Below are 17,742 nucleotides of genomic sequence, written 5' to 3'. Positions count from 1 at the left end.
GAGGGCGACGTTTCGGTGGCGCCGCGCCTCTCATCGGGCGGCGGATGCCGGTACGGGAGGGTTGTGCATGAACTTCGAGAAGTACACCGAGCGCGCCCGCGGCTTCGTGCAGGCGGCTCAGAACCTCGCGATGCGCGAGGGACATCCCCAGCTTCAGCCGGGCCACCTGCTCAAGGTGTTGCTCGACGATCCGGAAGGCCTCTGCGCCGGCCTGATCGACCGCGCGGGCGGCCAGTCGCGCGTGGCGCTCGCACAGACTGAGCAGTGGCTCGCCAAGCAGCCGAAGGTCTCCGGCAACGCGGCCGCCCCGCAGGCGACGCGCGAGCTGATGCGCCTGTTCGACACCGCCGAGAAGGCCGCCGAGAAGGCGGGCGATTCCTACGTGACGGTGGAGAGGCTGCTCCTCGCCCTCGCGGTGGAGAAGGATTCCGAGGCCGGCCGCGCGCTCCAGGCGGCGGGCGTCACCCCGGCCTCGCTCAACGCCGCGATCAACGCGCTGCGCAAGGGTCGCACCGCCGACAACGCCTCGGCTGAGAACGCCTACGACGCGCTGAAGAAGTACGCCCGCGACCTCACCGAGGCCGCCCGGGACGGCAAGCTCGACCCGGTGATCGGCCGCGACGAGGAGATCCGGCGGACTATCCAGGTCCTGTCCCGGCGCACCAAGAACAACCCGGTGCTGATCGGCGAGCCCGGCGTCGGCAAGACCGCGATCGTCGAGGGTCTGGCCCTGCGCATCGTCAACGGCGACGTGCCCGAGTCCCTGCGGGACAAGAGCCTCCTCGCCCTCGACATGGGCGCGCTGATCGCCGGCGCGAAGTATCGCGGCGAGTTCGAGGAGCGGCTGAAGGGCGTGCTCTCCGAGGTCACGGCGGCCGAGGGCGGCATCATCCTGTTCATCGACGAGATGCACACGCTGGTCGGCGCCGGGAAGGCGGACGGGGCCATGGACGCCTCCAACCTCCTGAAGCCCGCCCTCGCCCGCGGCGAGCTGCACTGCGTCGGCGCGACCACGCTCGACGAGTACCGCAAGCACGTCGAGAAGGACGCGGCGCTCGCCCGGCGCTTCCAGCCGGTCTTCGTGTCGGAGCCGACCGTGGAGGATACGGTCTCGATCCTGCGCGGCCTGAAGGAGAAGTACGAGCAGCACCACGGCGTGCGCATCCAAGATTCGGCCCTGGTCGCGGCCGCGACGCTGTCGAACCGCTACATCACCGACCGGTTCCTGCCCGACAAGGCGATCGACCTCGTGGACGAGGCCGGCTCGCGCCTGCGCATGCAGGTCGATTCGAAGCCCGAGGAGCTCGACAACATCGACCGCGAGATCGTCCGGCTGAAGATCGAGGGCGAGGCGCTGAAGAAGGAGACCGATTCCGCCTCCCGCGACCGGCTGGTCCGGCTGGAGAAGGAACTCGGCGACCTGGAGGAGCGCTCGGCGGCGATCACCGCCCGGTGGAAGGCCGAGAAGGACAAGCTCGGGACGGCCGCAGGCCTCAAGAAGAAGCTCGACGAGGCCCGCAACGACCTCGCCGCTGCGCAGCGCCAGGGCCAGTACCAGCGCGCCGGCGAGCTCGCCTACGGGGTGATCCCGGGCCTGGAGAAGCAGCTCGCCGAGATCGAGGCGAAGGCCGAGAACGGCCGCGACGCGATGATGGAGGAGGCGGTCACGCCCGCCCACGTCGCCGGGGTCGTCTCCCGCTGGACCGGCGTGCCGGTCGACAAGATGCTGGAGGGCGAGCGGGAGAAGCTCCTGGCCATGGAGGAGGCGCTGTCCAAGCGCGTCGTCGGCCAGCGCGAGGCGGTGGAGGCGGTCTCGACCGCGGTCCGGCGCGCCCGCGCCGGGCTTCAGGACCCGAACCGGCCGATCGGCTCGTTCATGTTCCTGGGCCCGACCGGCGTCGGCAAGACCGAGCTGACCAAGGCGCTCGCCGGCTTCCTGTTCGACGACGACACGGCGCTCGTGCGCATCGACATGTCCGAGTACATGGAGAAGCACGCGGTCGCCCGGCTGATCGGCGCGCCTCCGGGCTACGTCGGCTACGAGGAGGGCGGCGCCCTCACCGAGGCCGTGCGGCGCCGGCCTTACCAGGTCGTGCTGTTCGACGAGGTCGAGAAGGCGCACCCGGACGTGTTCAACGTCCTGCTGCAGGTTCTCGACGACGGGCGGCTCACCGACGGCCAGGGGCGGACGGTCGACTTCCGCAACACGCTGCTGATCATGACCTCGAATCTCGGGGCCGAGTATCTGGTGAACCAGCCCGCGGGCCAGGACACCGACGCGGTCCGCGAGGAGGTGATGGGCGTGGTCCGGGGCCACTTCCGGCCGGAATTCCTGAACCGGGTCGACGAGATCATCCTGTTCCACCGCCTCGCGCGGTCGGAGATGGGCGCGATCGTCGAGATCCAGCTCGGGCGCCTGCAGAAGCTCCTGGACGATCGCAAGATCACCCTGGAGGTCGACGAGGAGGCCAAGAACTGGCTCGCCGACAAGGGCTACGACCCGGCCTACGGGGCGCGGCCGCTGAAGCGGGTGATTCAGAAGAACGTCCAGGATCCGCTGGCCGAGCTGGTGCTCTCCGGCAAGGTCCACGACGGCGAGACGGTGCCGGTCCGCCTCGGGCCGATGGGCCTGATGATCGGCGACGTGACGGTCGGGGCCGAGCGCCGCCCGGTCAACGCGACGCTGAACTGATCGGCCGGACGGTCGAGGGGCGGCGCACCGGCACTCGGTGCGCCGCCTGGTCCGTCGCGCCTCTCGGACACGGGCCCTCACGAGGCGGCCCCCGCGGGAGGACGGGCGCGCCGCATCGACCGTCGCGATGCCGCGATGAGCTAGTGCGCTGGACAGGGCGGACGGGTGCCCGAATCCTGGCGCCATGCGCCCTGCCGTCGCCGCCCTTCTCGTCGCCGTGCCGCTCGCCGCAGCGGCGGACGATCTCCCGCCGCCGGTGGCCGCGGCCATCGCCGAGGTCGAGGCCGCCTGCGGATCCGCGCCGGCGACGCTCGATCCGTTCGTCATCGACCGGCAGGACGTGAACGGTGACGGGGTGCCGGACTTCATCCTCAACGTCGCCGGCCTCCGATGCGGTGACGAAGAAGTCTCCCAGTGCGGCCTCATGGGATGCCCGAAGATCGTCCTCGCATCCTCGAAGAACGGGTTCGTCCTGGTGCTGGACATCTACGCGCACGACCTCCGGTTTCGCGCGCTGAATGGCCGGCCGGCGGCTTCGGCGAACGACGAGGGATGGAATTGCGGCTCGGTCCGGAGGGGGCCGGGCCGCACGAACTTCCTGTGGGACGGGACGCGCTTCGCCTGCGCCGAGTAGAGGTTGTCTGGCTTTCCGGCGCCGCAGGCAGGCGGTCGCTCCCCGGGTCGACGCTCCGGGAAGCGCCGGGAGAGCACAGGGCCGGTCGCCCACCTTCGCTGGATGCGCGGATGTCCGATACGGCTTCGGCGCCCTCGCCGGTGACGTCGCCCTGTCGAGCGGCGCCCTCATTCCCGCTGTCGACCGTGCCCACAGCGTCGCGGTCACCATCCGTCCGGACGGCGCGAACGCGCTGCGCGCCTGGGTCGGAGGAAGGCCCGGGGCGTAGCCTCCATCGGGGCCGCGATGAGCTAGTGCGCTGGACAGGGCGGACGGGCCTGAGGATCCTGGCCGCATGCGTCGCGCCCTCGCCGCCCTGGCTCTCGCCCTCCCGCTCGCCGTCCTGCTCACCGCCGCGGCGGACGATCTCCCGCAGCCGGTCGCGGCGGCGGCCGCGCGGGCCGAGGCGTCCTGCGGGTCCGAGCCGGCCACGCTCAAGCCGGGCTTCATCACCCGCCAGGACGTGAACGGCGACGCTGTACCGGACTTCATCCTGGATTTCGCGGCCGTCCAATGCGGCGATGACGAGTCCGCCGCGTGCGGCACCGCGGGCTGCGAGATGCAGGTCTTCGCCTCGACGACGGACGGGTTCGTGGACGCCTTCGACGCCGTCGCCCACGACCTCCGATTCCGCACGGTGGGAGGCCGCCCGGCGGTCATCGTCGATATGACCGGGGCGACGTGCGGACGATCCGGGCAGGATCCGTGCGGCGCGATCGCCGTCTGGAACGGCAGGACATTCGGCCGGACACGGTAGGGTGCATCCGCGGACCGCAGCCTTCCCCCATCGCGCCGCCGTTCCCGTCCCGCCGCATCGGCGCCGCGACCCGGCGCGCCCCGGCGCGGACAGCACGGGAGGGGCGCCCGCGATCGGGTCACGCCCGCGCGCGTCACGAAGCCTTTGCCGGACGGCGCGCGGTCGGCCAGGGTGGGACCGCGTGCGGCGGGCGCGCCCTGACTGGAGCCAGACGAATTGATCCGATCGCATCTGACCTTAGCCGGAGTCCTCGTGTCCATGATTGCAGCCGCACCGCCCCTGATGGCAGCGCCCGACGGCATCCGCGCGGTGACCTTGTCGAGCGGTGGCGTGGCCGAAGTGACCCTGGTCCATGCCGTCGACGGCGACGGGACGATCGGGCTCAGCGTCCGGCCCGAGCAGGTCGACGACATCCTCAAGAGCCTCGTCGTGCGCGATCCCGTCGGAACCGTCGGCGCCCTGCGCCTGGACGGGGTGGATCAGGCCGACGAGACCCTGCGGACGATGCCGTTCACCGCGGACGACCTGTCCGCGCCGACCCGCCTCGTGGGCAAGCTGCAGGGCGTCCCGATCCGGGTCCAGAGCGGCGGGCGCACGCTCGAAGGGCGGGTGCTCGGCGTCTCCGAGCGGAATGCCGGGACCGAGACCGGCGACGTCTCGATCCTGACCGTCCTGACCGCGACCGGCACGCTCGAATCCGTGCCGATCGAGGACGGCGCCTCCGTGACGATCCTCGACCCGGCCATGGCGGCCAAGATCGCCGAGGCTATCGCGGCGGCCGGGAAGACCAAGGTCGGCGACGCCCACCGGGTCGAGATCGCCGTCTCCGGGCAGGGCCAACGCGAGGTCCGGTTGACCTACGTCGTCGCCGCGCCCGTCTGGAAGACGAGCTACCGCATCGTCGATGGCGGCGGCGGCCGCGCGAACCTGCAGGCCTGGGCCATTATCGAGAACGCCCTCGGCGCCGACTGGACGGGCGTCGACGTCACCCTCTCGTCCGGCTCGCCGGTGGCGCTCCTCCAGCGCCTGCACAAGCGCTACTGGCGCAAGAGACCGGAGGCGCCGGTAATGGTCGAGGATGTCGGCATGCCGGACCTCGACCCGGGCACGGTCGCGTCGAAGTCGGTCGCGCGCCTGCGCGCCCCGGCCCCCGCCGCCGCGCCCCTTCCGGCCCCGATGGCGCGGATGGACACCCGCGACAGCCGCATGGAGGCCGCGGAACCGAGCTACGACGCCGCGGCCGCCACCGCGGGCGCCGCCGCCAGCGAGGGGGATGTCGCGGCGAACTTCACGCTGCCGCATCCGGTCGATCTGCGCGCCGGCGGCACGCTGTCGGTGCCGTTCCTCGATATCGAGATCGAGGCCGAGCGGGTCGCCCTCTGGAAGCCAGGCCAGGGGGTTCACCCGATCGCGGCCCTCCGGATCCGCAACAGCGCCGGCGCGACCCTGCCGGCGGGCCTCATCACCCTCTACGACCGCAAGGCCGGCTACCTGGGGGACGCCCGTCTGCCCGCGACGCCCGTCGGCGAGCAGCGGCTCGCCAGCTTCGCCCTCGACCGCAAGGTCGCCGTCCAGGCGGAGACCGCGCCGAGCGACGCCCTGACCAAGATCACCGTGGTCGACGGCGTGGCGCGCGCGACGGTGATCGCCCGGGAGGTCACGACCTACACGATCAAGGGTGCGCCGGACGCCGCCCGCTCCGTGATCATCGAGCATCCCCGACGGGATGGCTGGACCCTCACCGCGTCCGCTCGCGACGGCGAGACCCCCACGGCCTATCGCCTCAAGGTCGCGGTTCCCGCCGGCGGGACGGCCGAGACCCGGGCCGTGCTCGAGCGCGTCCGGATCGACGCCTACGACCTCGTCGACGCCGACGAGGCGCTGCTCGTCCGGTGGGCCTCCCTGGCGACCGACCCGGAGCTGGGCGGCAAGCTCAAGACCCTCTCCCAGGCCCGCGCCGAGGTCGCCGCGGCGACCCGGACCGTCGAGGAGATCGGCGAGCGCGCGGCGAAGGTGCAGGCGGAGCAGGAGCGCATCCGCAGCAATCTCGGCGCCGTTCCGAAGGACAGCGAGCTGGCGCGCCGCTATCTCAGCCGCATGGGTGCCCAGGAGGACGAACTGGCGAAGCTCGATGCCGCCCGGACCCAGGCCGAGGACGGGCTCAGGGCGTCGCAGGCGCGGATCCGGTCGCTGATCGCGGCGCTCTGAGAGCGGTCCCGGATCCCCGCGCGATCCGGGACCGCCCGATCGACGGCCATCCCGGCCCGGACGCGGCCCGGACGCGGCCCGGCAGGGCCCTGTCCTAGGCGGGGCGGATGGCCGTCGCCAGATCGGCGGCCTGCGCGCGATCCCGGCACACCAGCCAGAGGTCGTCGTGGGCCGACAGCTCGGCGTCGAACAGGTCCACGAAGTCCGCCGGCGGATCCCCGAGATCGGGCCAGTGGAACAGGCGGAAGCCCAGCGCCTCGAACAGCGGGAGGATCGGGCCCAGGTCCCACAATCGGTTGTTGCTCAGGGTCGCGTCGAGGCGCCCGGTGGCCAGGAGCGCGGCGTCCGAGATCGCCCCGCCCTCGCTCCAGGGGAACCAGCCGCGGCCGTAATCCAGGGTGTAGCGCTGCGCCGTCACCGACAGCCAGCCGACATGGCCGGTCCGGCGCTCCGGGCGCTCGAGCGGGCGCAGCGCCGTCGTCATGCGGCCGCCGCGGGTCGGGGCCCAGTAGGCGCGGCCCTCGCTCGCCGCCAGCAGGAGACCCTCCGTGGCTTCCGCCGGTACGCCCCCGGCCGGTGCGGAGCGGTCCTCGTTCCAGGCCGGCAGGCTCATGACGCAGGCCCGGGGCCAGCCACCGCGGCAGGCCGCCACCATCACGCCCCAGCCCGACAGGCCGCCCGCGAAGGGCCGGGTCCCGTCGATCGGGTCGCCCACGAAGGTCCAGGCGTCGCGGGCGAGCAGCGCCCGGGCCGCCGCCTGTCCGAGATCCTCGGCGGTCTCCTCCTCGATCAGGTCGGGGCCGAACCGCGCGTGCATCAACCGGCTGACGGCGAGGTCGGCCTCGGTCAGCGCCTGGCCGAGATCCGGACCCTTGTTGCTCATCGCGAGGCCTCCCGCCCGCATGGCGAGGGCCAGCGGGGCCGCCTCCTCGGCGAAGGCGAGCATCGCCGCGAGGACATCCGGCGCGGGTGCGGTGGGCGAGAGGGTCATGCGGCGAACAGTTCGGGGCTTCGGAGCATCAGGGCCTGGACGAGAACCAGGGTCTTGAGATCGGGCAGGCGGCCGGCCCGGGCCTGTTCCGCCAGCGCTGCCAGCGGCATCTCCACGGCCACCACCTGCTCGCCCTCCGCGTGCAGACCCCCGCCGGGGCCGACCCGGTCGGCCGCGGCGTAGGGTGCCAGGTAGAGCCAGAGGCGCTCCGAGGACACGCTCGGCATGCTGTAGGCGTGGGCGACCGGCTCCAGCCGGGTCAGCCGGACGCCCGCCTCCTCCATCGCCTCCCGGATCGCCGTCGCCTCGGGGGCGCCCCCGTCGAGGCCGCCCGCCGGGGCTTCGTCGAACTCGGCCGACTCACCCCAGAAGGCGGGCCCGACCCGCGCCTGACGGACGAGCAGCGCCACGCGCCGCTCGGGATCGTAGGGCAGCACGCAGGCCGCCTGCCCGTGGTCCTCCAGCGCCCGCCGCACGGTGCTGCCGTCCTGCAGCGTCAGCGTGGCGATGCCGAAGGTGTTCCAGCCGCGGTGGATCACCTGCAGCGGCAGGGCGGGCGGGATCTCGACCATGATCCGGTCAGCGCTTGGTGCTGGCGGCGGTCTGGCCGAACATCACCTTCTTGGCATCCTCGCTCATGGTCTTGCCGAAATCGGGATTGACCTCCGGGGCGCGGGCATAGGCCGCCTTGGTGGCGGGCCGCTCGGCGATCGCCGTGAACCAGCGCTTGAGGTTCGGGTGCTCGTCGAGGTTCTGCCCCTGCTTCTCCCACGGCACGATCCAGGGATAGCAGGCCATGTCGGCGATGGAGTAGTCCGGCCCGGCGACGAAGGCGCGGTCGGCCAGCCGCCGGTCGAGGACGCCGTAGAGCCGGTTGGTCTCGTTGACGTAGCGCTTGATCGCGTAGTCGATCTTCTCGGGCGCGTACTGCGAGAAGTGGTGGTTCTGGCCGAGCATCGGGCCGAGGCCGCCCATCTGCCAGAACAGCCATTGCAGCACCTCGGCCCGGCCGCGCGCGTCACCCGGGATGAAGCGCCCGGTCTTCTCGGCGAGGTAGAGCAGGATCGCCCCCGACTCGAACAGCGTGACCGGCGCGCCGCCGCCCGCCGGCTCGTCGTCGACGATCGCCGGCATCCTATTGTTGGGCGCGATCTTGAGGAAATCCGGGTTGAACTGCTCACCCTTACCAATATTGACGGGATGAATGCGGTAAGGAACGCCCGCTTCTTCGAGAAACATCGTGATCTTATGGCCGTTCGGCGTCGGCCAGTAATGGAGTTCGATCATCGGCTGGTGTCCCGCTATGCCCCCGGCGGACGGGAAGTGGGTCGGCGCGCCGCTCCGGTCAAGCATGGTGCCGGCGACGACGCCGGCGGCGCACGCAGGGCTGGGCATCCGGGCCTCACCCGCCGGCGCAGCCCTGGACGTCGACGTGGACGGCGTAGAGCGACTGGCTCGCCGCCATGAACAGGCGGTTGCGGTGCCGGCCGCCGAAGCAGAGGTTGGCGCAGCGCTCCGGCAGCCGGATGCGGCCGATCGGCCGGCCGTCGGGGTTGAACACCATGACGCCGTCCAGGGCGTCGTCGCCCATGCCCCACCCGCACCAGAGATTGCCGTCGACGTCGCAGCGCAGCCCGTCCGGCGTGCCCGGCCCGGCATCGATCAGGACCCGCCGGTCGCGGAGCGTGCGGCCGGCGACCACGTCGTAGGCGACGATCCGCCGGGTCGGCTGCCCGCGCGATTCCACGAGGTAGAGCACGCGGCCGTCGGGGGAGAAGCACAGGCCGTTGGGGCCGGCGAGGTCGGTGGCCACGGCCTCCAGCGCACCGGTGACCGGGTCGAGCCGGTAGACGTTCTGCGGCAGTTCGGGCTCGGCGCGCACGCCTTCGTAGAACCCGCCGATCCCGAAGGGTGGGTCGGTGAACCAGACCGCGCCGTCGGCCGCGGTCACCACGTCGTTGGGCGAGTTGAGCCGGCGGCCCTCGAACGCGTCCGCCAGGACGGTGATCGCGCCGTCATGCTCGGTCCGGGTGACCCGACGGCCGCCGTGCTCGCAGGTGACGAGCCGCCCCTGCCGGTCGCGGGTGTTGCCGTTGGCGAAGCCCGACGGCCGCCGGTAGAGGCCGACCGCCCCGCTCTCCTCGTCCCAGCGCAGGATGCGGTCGTTGGGGATGTCGCTCCAGAGCAGGTAGCGTCCGTCGCCGAACCAGACCGGCCCCTCGCACCAGCGGAAGCCGGTCGCGAGGCGCTCGACCGCCGCGTTGAACACCCGGTAGCGGGCGAAGGCGGCGTCGAGAATCTCGACCGCCGGGTCCGGGTAGCGCGGGCTCGGTGTCCACACGGGCAGGTCCCTGTCACTCGCGGCGATCGTCACCGTTCCGGCGCGGGCCGGCAAGGCCCGCCGCGCGGACGCGGGCGCAGCACCGCGGCGGCGCTGCGGCGACGAGGGCCGGAAGCGCCCGGCACGGCGATCCGGGCGCACCATCCTCCACCCCCCAGTGATGGCAGGCGCCGGTTCGACAGCGGGGCGGCCCGGCCCTCGTCCCGGCCCGAACGCTACCGCGCCCCGATTTGTCTGACAAGTGGTACGCGACGGCCAGGCCGCCGCGAAGGGCCGATCCCGGAAGCGTCGGCGCGCACCGCGCCGCGCCTTGCGGGGGAACGGCGGAACCGCTACGGCATTGAGGCCGTGTGGCAGTCGGGGTGTGGCGCAGTCTGGTAGCGCACCTGGTTTGGGACCAGGGGGTCGTAGGTTCGAATCCTATCGCCCCGACCATTCGATCAGGAGCTTGTCGAGTCAGATGCCGAGCGCCCGCATCTTCCGTCCGTCTCGGGACGCCACGCAGTCGGGCCTCGCCCGGACCAAGCAGTGGATCCTGGAGTTCGACCGGACCAGCCCGCGCGAGATCGATCCGCTGATGGGGTGGAACGGGTCCTCGGACATGCTCCAGCAAGTGCGCCTGGAATTCGACACCGAGGAGGAGGCCGTGGCCTACGCGAAGCGCGAGGGGATCGCCTACCGCGTCGAGCAGCCGGCCAAGCCCGTCCAGCGCAAGGGCCTGTCCTACTCGGACAATTTCAAGTTCAACCGCACGGCGCCCTGGACCCATTGAGGCCGTCGCCGCCGCGTCAGGCCTCGCGGCGCGCCTTCCACGCCGGGTAGGGCGAATCGCCCGGCGGACGCAGCTGCGTGACGCGCATCGGCTGCGCATCGAGGGGCTGGCAGAGCTCGGCGTAGATCGACGCGCTGCCGGCGCCGTAGGTCTCGGCCTCCTCGGCCGAGAAGGCGAAGTAGCCCTCCTTGAAGCCGGCCAGGCGCATCGCGGCGTGGCACATCGGGCACGGTCGGCCGCTCGCGTACATCACGCAGTCGCCGAGGTCGCGGCGGCCGAGGAGGCGGCTGGCCTCGCGCAGCGCCACCATCTCGGCATGGGCGCTGGGGTCGTTGGTCGCGTGCACGGTGTTGGCCGCGCGGACCAGCACGGTCCCCTCCCGCACGATGACCGCGCCGTAGGGCGCACCGCCCGCCTCGACATTGGCGGCGGCGAGGGCCACCGCCTCGCCGATATGGTCCTCGTGCGTCGACATGGATGGGCTCGACATGGACGGGCTCGACATGGCTGAGCTTTCCTCCGCTGGCGCGCCAACGCCGCGCGCGGCCGGAAGTTCAGCGCTCCGCGCTCAGAACGCGTAGCGCACCGTGCAGTAGGGCATCGTCTCGGCGAGCAGGGCCTTGAAGCGGGTGAGCCAGCGGCCCTTCCAGCCGGCCCGGTAGCGCAGGTTGGTGCCCCCGCCCTCCGAGACCTTCGCCTCCTGGATGTCCGGCCGCCAGAGCAGGTCCTCGGCCTTCGGGTGCCAGCCGAGATTGACCGCGTGCAGATCCGCGTTGTGGGTCAGCATGATGATCTCGCACTTGAGCTGCGCCTTGGCGGCGTCGGACAGCGTCGCGTCGATCTCGGCGAACAGCGCCCGCCAGTCGGCCTCCCAGCCCTCGTAGAGGATCACGGGCGAGAAGTTGGCGTGGACCTCGTAGCCGGCGGCCACGAACTCGTCGATGGCGGCGATCCGCTCGGCGATCGGGGCGGTGCGCACGTCCACGATCCGGGCGATCCGCGCCGGCATGAGCGAGAAGCGGACGCGCGTCTTGCCCTGCGGATCGTAGGCGAGGAGGTCGCGGTTGACGGCCTTGGTGGCGAAGGAGGCCTTGGCGTTGGGCAGGGTGCGGAACAGCGCGACCAGGGCGCGGACTCCGTCGCTGACCGCCGCGTCGACCGAGAGGTCGCCGTTCTCGCCGATATCGTAGACCCAGTGCTCCGGATCGATCGGGTCCGGCTCCGGCAGGCGCCCCTGGCGGCCGGCGTGGCGGGCGATCGCCGCGCAGGCCTGCTCGAGGTTCACGAACAGCGAGATCGGGTTGGAGAAGCCCTTGCGGCGCGGCACGTAACAGTAGGCGCAGGCCATGGCGCAGCCGTTGGAGGTCGAGGGCGCGATGAAGTGGGCGCTGCGGCCGTTGGGGCGCATGGCGAGGCCCTTCTTCACGCCGAGGACCAGCGTCGAGCGCTTGATCCGCACCCAATCCTCCACCGAGCCGGCGTTGCCGTGGAGTTCCGGGATGTTCCAGTGCGACGGCACGACGATGCGCGCGGCGTCGGGAAAGCGCGCCAGGATGTCCCGGCCCAGCGGGAAGTCGCCGACGGTGGGCTCGTGATAGATCGTCCGGATATCGAGCAGGTCGCGGGTCAGGGCCATGGACGATCCGGGGCCCGGAAGCGGCCCGCGACCCGATATGGTGCGCGGCGACGCGGCCGGAATGCCTTGCGACCCGGAGTCTCTCTTCGCGCGGCGCGCGAAAAGCTCGGGATCGGGCGCGGCGCGCGTTGATCGTTCAACGATATCTTACGATTCGGTGCCATGAGTCCCTCATCTTCGAGTGGACGTGCGATGATCGTTCGGGACCAGGAGAGATCCGAGCCGGGCTCACCCGGCTCCGGTGAATCTCTCGACCCTGCAGATCCGAGGTGGGGCGCGCTGATCCGGCGGGATCAGCTGGAGGCCATGCGCGGGAGCGTGCTGGCGGCCATCCCGGTCAACATGCTGCTCGGCGTGGCGAGCATGCTCGTCGCCTACAGGAGCGGGCACGGCACCGTGGGGGCCATCTGGTTCGCGGCGTCGACCAGCGTCAACCTCCTGCGAATCGCCCTCTGCCGGATCCCCTGCCTCGGCCTGGCGCTGACCGCCGACATGACGCCGAGCCTCGCCGCGGCCGCCGCGCGCTCCGTCGACCGGCACCTGCGCGTCTTCACGGTCGCGGCGTTCCTCTCCGGACTGGTCTGGGCCTGCCAGCCGCTCCTGTGCGACGGCTACACGACCGCCGAGACCCTGTTCTACCTGACCATCACCTGCGGCGTGACCGCGGGGGCGGTGACGCACGGGATCGCGTACGCGCGCATCCCCCTCGCCTTCATCGCCCTGCCGCTGCTGTCCGTCGTGGCCTGCCTCGCCTATGCCGGCGACTTCGACCGGAACTGCCTCGCGGCCTGCGTGCTGCTCTACTTCCTCGCCCTGACGCACACGGCGTTCCGCAGCGAGTCCGTGTTTCGCGAGGCGAGCCGGCTCAAGAACGAGGCTCACGCCCTCGCCCGGTCCCGTGCCGAGGCCCATGCCAGCGCCAGCGCCCTCGTGGACGAGATGCGGTGGCGCGCCACGCACGACGATCTCACCGGCCTGCTGAACCGCGCGGGCTTCCTCCAGGCGACGGAGAACCGGCTCCGCACCGGGACCCTCAGCCTGCTGATGCTCGACCTCGACGGGTTCAAGTTCGTCAACGACGTCTACGGCCACAAGGCGGGCGACCGGGTGCTCGTCGAGGTGGCGCGCCGGCTGAAGGACGCGCTGCCGGAGAACGGTCTCGCGGCCCGGCTGGGCGGCGACGAGTTCGCGGTGCTGTACGATCCCGTGACGTCGGGCGTGCCCGACGACGTCATGGCGGCGAACCTCATCGCCGCGGTGTCCCAGCCGTTCGACGGCTTCGACGCGGGCCGCCTCGGGGTCAGCATCGGCGTCCACGCGAGCGCGGAGCCGAGCTTCACCGAGATGCTGAGCTGCGCCGACGAGGCGCTCTACGCCGCGAAGGCCGCCGGGCGGAACCGCTACCGGGTGTTCGATTCGGGCCTGCGCGAGGGGCTGCAGATGCGGCGGGACCTGGAGCGCGACCTGTCGCAGGCCCTGGTCGAGAACGCCCCGAAGGTCTGGTTCCAGCCGATCTACGCGGCCGATGGCCGGACCCTGGTCGGGCTGGAAGCCCTGATCCGCTGGGAGCATCCGCGGCTCGGCTGGATCGCGCCCCCGGACCTGATCGCCGCCGCCGCGATGGCCGGCCTGACCGAATCGCTGCTCCGCTACATCCTCGAGCAGGTCTGCGCGATGCTGGAGATCCTGCATCGCCGCGGCCTGAGCGGCGTGCGCGTGGCGATGAACGTCTCACCCCGGGAGATGGCGCAGGTCCCCGTGGACGAGATCGTCATCGGGCGCCTGAACCTCCTCGGCCTGCCGCCCACCCTGCTGGAGATCGAGATCACCGAGGAGACGGCCCTCGACATCGGCGCGGTGCAGGGCAAGCTGCAGGCGCTGTCCCGCGCCGGCATCCGGGTCGCCCTGGACGATTTCGGCATCGGCTACTCGTCGCTCTCCTCGCTGCGCCAGCTCAAGGCGGACCGGATCAAGATCGACCGGAGCTTCGTGACCGGCCTCGGGGCGAGCGACGACAAGCGCGGGCTCGTCCTCGCCGTCCTCGGCCTCGGCCGGCTGCTCGGGCTCGACGTGGTGGCGGAAGGCGTCGAATCGGCCGAGGACCTGAACATCCTGCAGGCGATGGGCTGCCCGTTCCTGCAGGGCTACCATCTCGGCCGCCCGATGCCGGTGGAAGATCTGGAAGCCACCCTGCTCAGCACGCGCATCGCCGCGGCCTGAGCCGGTGCCGGCGCGCGGAGCCGTCAGGCCCGCGCGCGCGGCTCAGAACCGCCCGGCATCCGCCGGATCGCGGCACATCAGCCGGCGCGCCGCCGCGCGCCACAGGCGGTCCGGCATCCCGTAGAGCCACACGAGCGCCGCGCACCCGGCGATCGCCAGCAGGAACAGCCAGGCCAGCGCCTCGAGGATGGGCCCCGGCGGCGTTCCGGACTCGGTCCGGTCGTACCAGAGCGGGTCCGTGTCCCAGGGCGGATCGTCGTTGTCCACGGCAGAACCCTCCACCGCGGGTCCGAATGCGGCCCGGGGCGCTCGCGCGGCGGTGACCGGTGAATCGGTCCGCGTCACTCCTCTGCCGGCCCGGTCCGCACACGCCTGACCGGGTCCAGCGCGGTCACGCTACAGGCCCCGCCGCGCGCCCTTCGAATACCCATTTCGGACTACGGCCTTCGACCGGCCGCGCTTTTCCACATCCAACTTTCTCCGCAATTTATTGCTTAGTTTGCGGGCTATGGCATTCTGACCGTCTAAAAGACTGCGTGACCTGCCATGAGATCTGCCAAACGCCTGTGGCGCGAGCGCTGGGCGCTGTGTTCGATGCTGGCCCTGTCGGCCGCCTGCGGGCTGCCGGCGCGGGCGGCGGACATGCGCATCGAGGCCGCCAAGATCACCGGCGGTGATCTCTGGATCATCGGTTACGCCGACGATCCGGGGGTGGAGATCACGCTCGACGGCCAGTTCCCCCACCGGACCGACAGCCGCGGCTATTTCGAGTTTCGCGTCGTCTATCATCCGGCCACCTGCATCGCGACGCTGCGGACGCCGAAACAGACCCGCAGCATCGTGGTCGGCGAGTGCGGCCAGCAGGGGCCGCAGGCGCCCGGGCTCGCCGGCCCGGCCGGCCCGCGCGGCGAGACGGGTCCGCGGGGCGAGGCCGGGCCTCCCGGCGAGCGGGGCGCGATGGGACCGCCCGGGCCGCCCGGACCCCAGGGGCCAGCCGGCGCGGAGGGCGTCGCCGGACCGCCGGGCCCGCCGGGCGAGCGCGGCCCCATCGGCATGGCCGGCGCACCGGGGCTGATGGGTGCCATGGGCCCGCCCGGCCCGCCCGGGCCGCCCGGCGGCACCCGCGGGCAGCCGGCTTCCCCGAGCGCCGCGCCGAAACCGAACCCGTCGGCCGCGCTGGCAGGGCCGGCGCCGAAGCCGCGGCCGCCGGCGCGGGCGCGCCGCGCACCCGAGCCGGAATCCGCGCCCGAGGGACCGCTGGATCTGGAGCCCGACGCCGGCGGCGGCGGGATGGACCGCTACTAGGCGCGGACCGGTGTCGACCGCAGGGCCAGCCGCGGAACGGGCCACCCTGCCCGGCCGGGGGCGACGCGTCGGCTCCCAAGTCTCGCGTGGCTGCACGCCGGCAATAGTCTTTGGAAGAGCGTATTTATGCGACTTAACAACTCAATTCGCTCGCGTGCCGCGCTGTCCGCGCCGGGTGTGTCACCTTAATGCCCCAACGCCGCACATTCCGCCGCCAGACCCGCACCGAGGCGAGCCAAAGCGCCCGGTTTGCGCTAAGCGTGACGGTGGGGCGGGCTTGATCGGAGACGAGCGAAACGCCGTACCTTGGCCGTTTTCGTCTCGGACTTCCGGACCGAAAGAGACCGCAAGGGCTTGTTCATCGTGACACGACGTCCACCAGCGAGTTGCCCGACGTTCCGCCTGGCCGGGATGGTGTCCGGACTCGCGATGCTGGCTGCCATGCCGGCATCGGCCGAGACTCTGGAGAGCGCTCTCGCGAAGGCCTATCAGGGCAATCCGAGCCTGAACGCCAGCCGTGCGGGCGTGCGCGCTATCGACGAGAACGTGGCGATCGCGCAGTCGGGCTACCGGCCGACCGTCAACGTCAACGCCGCGATCGGCGTCCAGTACCTTCAGACGCGCTCGTCCAGCACGGTCGCGACGGCGGCCACCGGCGGCACGGCCGCGACCACCGCCGGATCGGCCCTCGGGACAACGGGCGGCGGCCTGGGCGGAACGGCGGGCGCCGGGACGACCGGGACCGGAACGACCACGGGGATCGGGACGACGGGGATCGGGACCGCGGGCGGCACCACCGGCATCGGAACCTCAGGTGCCGGGGCGGCGGGATCCGCGACCGGCGGCGAGGGCCTGTCCGGCGGCGCGACCTCCGACATCGCGAGCCAGGTCATCACCTCCCGGCGGACGACGCGCACCACCTACCTGCCGAGCTCCGCCAGCCTCAACGTCACGCAGACGATCTTCAACGGTTTCCAGACCGACAACACGGTCCGGCGCGCGGAGTCGCAGGTCTACAGCCAGCGCGAGAGCCTGCGCTTCACCGAGCTGTCGGTTCTGTACAGCGCCGTCCAGGCGTACATGAACGTGCTCAGCAACACGGCGACGCTGGAGCTGAACCGGAACAACGTCGAGGTTCTGGAAGAGCAGCTCCGCCAGACCCGGGACCGCTTCAACGTCGGCGAGGTGACCCGGACCGACGTCGCGCAGGCCGAGGCCCGACTGGCCGGCGCGCGATCGCAGGTCGCCCAGGCCGAATCGACCCTCCGCACGAGCATCGGCGTCTACCGGCAGAACATCGGCGTCGAGCCGCGCCAGCTCGCGCCGGGTCGGCCGCTGGACCGGTTCGTGCCGCGCAGCCTCGATCAGGCGATCGCCGTCGGCCTGCGCGAGCACCCGCAGGTCGTCTCGGCCATCCACAACGTCGACGCGAGCGAGGCCCAGGTGAAAGTCCTGGAAGGCCAGCTCGCCCCGCAGCTCAGCCTGCAGGGCTCGCTCAGCCAGCTCTACGACCAGAACGGACCGAACCAGAGCTTCTTCGTCGGCTTCGTCGGCGGACGGCTCTCGATCCCGATCTACGAGGGCGGCCAGACCTACGCGCAGATCCGGCAGGCCAAGGAGTCGGTCGGCCAGGCCCGCATCCAGGTCGACCAGATCCGCGATCAGGTCCGCGCCCAGATCGTCGATTTCTGGGGCCGGCTCGAGGCCGCCAAGGCGCAGGTCATCGCCGCCCAGGCCCAGGTCCAGGCCAACGAGGTGGCGCTGAACGGCGTGCGCGAGGAAGCGCGCGTCGGCCAGCGCACGACCCTCGACGTGCTCAACGCGCAGCAGGAACTGCTGAACTCCCGGGTGAACCTCATCGTCGCCCAGCGTGACCGGGTCATCTTCTCCTACGGGGTGGTCCAGGCGATCGGACAGTTGACCGCGCGCTTCACGGCGCTCCCGGTCGAATACTACAGCGCCAAGGTTCACTACGATCAGGTCAAGGATCTCTGGTTCGGCCTGCGCACCCCGGACGGTCGCTGACGGCTTTTCCACGGGGAGTGTGTTGTGGGCGCGCTTGCCGTCACGAAACGGCATGGAATACTGATTGAACATCGATCCATTCGGGTCGCTTTCCAGTCTCCCATGCCCGAGTGCGCCTGCCG

Annotated in this window: 15 protein-coding genes and 1 tRNA gene; 9 read left to right on the top strand and 7 right to left on the bottom strand. The window is 71.7% G+C overall.

All coding sequences use genetic code 11. The annotated features are described in order from the left end of the window. Positions 1-67 precede the first annotated feature (67 nt). From clpB to ACQKQD_RS02510, 4 genes are all read left to right on the top strand, one after another. On the top strand, positions 68-2,692 hold the full coding sequence (clpB, locus tag ACQKQD_RS02525) for an ATP-dependent chaperone ClpB (protein ID WP_056531783.1): 2,625 nt from the start codon (positions 68-70) through the stop codon (positions 2,690-2,692). Between the two features lie 184 nt (positions 2,693-2,876). Next, on the top strand, positions 2,877-3,326 hold the full coding sequence (locus tag ACQKQD_RS02520) for a hypothetical protein (RefSeq protein WP_427507389.1): 450 nt from the start codon (positions 2,877-2,879) through the stop codon (positions 3,324-3,326). 334 nt (positions 3,327-3,660) lie between these two features. Continuing rightward, the gene (locus ACQKQD_RS02515) at positions 3,661-4,122 is read left to right on the top strand and encodes a hypothetical protein (protein ID WP_427507388.1); all 462 of its coding nucleotides are present in this window, start codon (positions 3,661-3,663) and stop codon (positions 4,120-4,122) included. Positions 4,123-4,380: 258 nt separating this feature from the next. Beyond that, positions 4,381-6,330, top strand: coding sequence for a DUF4139 domain-containing protein (locus ACQKQD_RS02510; protein ID WP_427507387.1), 1,950 nt, complete (start codon positions 4,381-4,383; stop codon positions 6,328-6,330). A 94-nt stretch (positions 6,331-6,424) separates the two neighbouring features. Here ACQKQD_RS02510 and ACQKQD_RS02505 read toward each other — a convergent pair whose 3' ends face one another. The 4 genes from ACQKQD_RS02505 to ACQKQD_RS02490 form a co-directional block, all read right to left on the bottom strand. Further along, positions 6,425-7,321, bottom strand: a complete 897-nt coding sequence (locus ACQKQD_RS02505) for an inositol monophosphatase family protein (RefSeq protein WP_331299330.1) — start codon at positions 7,319-7,321, stop codon at positions 6,425-6,427. Continuing rightward, positions 7,318-7,893, bottom strand: a complete 576-nt coding sequence (locus ACQKQD_RS02500; protein WP_082558041.1) for an NUDIX domain-containing protein — start codon at positions 7,891-7,893, stop codon at positions 7,318-7,320. Before ACQKQD_RS02500 ends, ACQKQD_RS02505 begins: the two co-directional genes overlap by 4 nt. 7 nt (positions 7,894-7,900) lie before the next feature. Next, positions 7,901-8,608, bottom strand: coding sequence for a glutathione binding-like protein (locus ACQKQD_RS02495; protein ID WP_132366017.1), 708 nt, complete (start codon positions 8,606-8,608; stop codon positions 7,901-7,903). A gap of 115 nt (positions 8,609-8,723) precedes the next feature. Next, positions 8,724-9,662 (bottom strand): SMP-30/gluconolactonase/LRE family protein, encoded by a 939-nt coding sequence (locus tag ACQKQD_RS02490; RefSeq protein ID WP_056531771.1) that lies wholly within the window; start codon positions 9,660-9,662, stop codon positions 8,724-8,726. 358 nt (positions 9,663-10,020) lie between these two features. Here ACQKQD_RS02490 and ACQKQD_RS02485 point away from each other — a divergent pair. Together ACQKQD_RS02485 and ACQKQD_RS02480 are read left to right on the top strand one after the other, a co-directional pair. Further along, positions 10,021-10,097 (top strand) — tRNA-Pro (locus tag ACQKQD_RS02485). Positions 10,098-10,122: 25 nt separating this feature from the next. Then, entirely contained in the window at positions 10,123-10,434 is a 312-nt protein-coding gene (locus tag ACQKQD_RS02480) for an ETC complex I subunit (RefSeq protein WP_020090615.1), read from the top strand. A 16-nt stretch (positions 10,435-10,450) separates the two neighbouring features. On the opposite strand, the gene ACQKQD_RS02475 is transcribed toward ACQKQD_RS02480, so the two are convergent. Both ACQKQD_RS02475 and ACQKQD_RS02470 read right to left on the bottom strand, forming a co-directional pair. Next, on the bottom strand, positions 10,451-10,909 hold the full coding sequence (locus ACQKQD_RS02475; RefSeq protein ID WP_091925371.1) for a nucleoside deaminase: 459 nt from the start codon (positions 10,907-10,909) through the stop codon (positions 10,451-10,453). A gap of 93 nt (positions 10,910-11,002) precedes the next feature. Continuing rightward, entirely contained in the window at positions 11,003-12,070 is a 1,068-nt protein-coding gene (locus ACQKQD_RS02470; protein WP_020090617.1) for a spore photoproduct lyase family protein, read from the bottom strand. A gap of 306 nt (positions 12,071-12,376) precedes the next feature. Between ACQKQD_RS02470 and ACQKQD_RS02465 the strand changes: the two genes are divergently transcribed. Further along, the gene (locus ACQKQD_RS02465) at positions 12,377-14,290 is read left to right on the top strand and encodes a putative bifunctional diguanylate cyclase/phosphodiesterase (RefSeq protein WP_427507386.1); all 1,914 of its coding nucleotides are present in this window, start codon (positions 12,377-12,379) and stop codon (positions 14,288-14,290) included. Positions 14,291-14,332: 42 nt separating this feature from the next. Here the strand turns inward: ACQKQD_RS02465 and ACQKQD_RS02460 are convergent, their stop codons facing one another. Next, positions 14,333-14,557, bottom strand: coding sequence for a hypothetical protein (locus tag ACQKQD_RS02460; RefSeq protein ID WP_427507385.1), 225 nt, complete (start codon positions 14,555-14,557; stop codon positions 14,333-14,335). Between the two features lie 279 nt (positions 14,558-14,836). On the opposite strand from ACQKQD_RS02460, the gene ACQKQD_RS02455 reads away from it, so the two are divergent. Both ACQKQD_RS02455 and ACQKQD_RS02450 read left to right on the top strand, forming a co-directional pair. Beyond that, complete coding sequence (locus tag ACQKQD_RS02455) at positions 14,837-15,595, top strand: collagen-like protein (protein ID WP_244534804.1); 759 nt, start codon at positions 14,837-14,839, stop codon at positions 15,593-15,595. A gap of 411 nt (positions 15,596-16,006) precedes the next feature. Then, positions 16,007-17,620, top strand: coding sequence for a TolC family outer membrane protein (locus ACQKQD_RS02450; RefSeq protein ID WP_020090621.1), 1,614 nt, complete (start codon positions 16,007-16,009; stop codon positions 17,618-17,620). The last annotated feature ends 122 nt before the right edge of the window (positions 17,621-17,742 follow it).

It is taken from the genome of Methylobacterium sp. NPDC080182 (assembly GCF_050281105.1).
In the GTDB taxonomy this organism is placed as follows: domain Bacteria; phylum Pseudomonadota; class Alphaproteobacteria; order Rhizobiales; family Beijerinckiaceae; genus Methylobacterium.
Note: the sequence above shows the minus strand (reverse complement) of the source record. Positions and strands in the feature narration are given on the sequence as shown.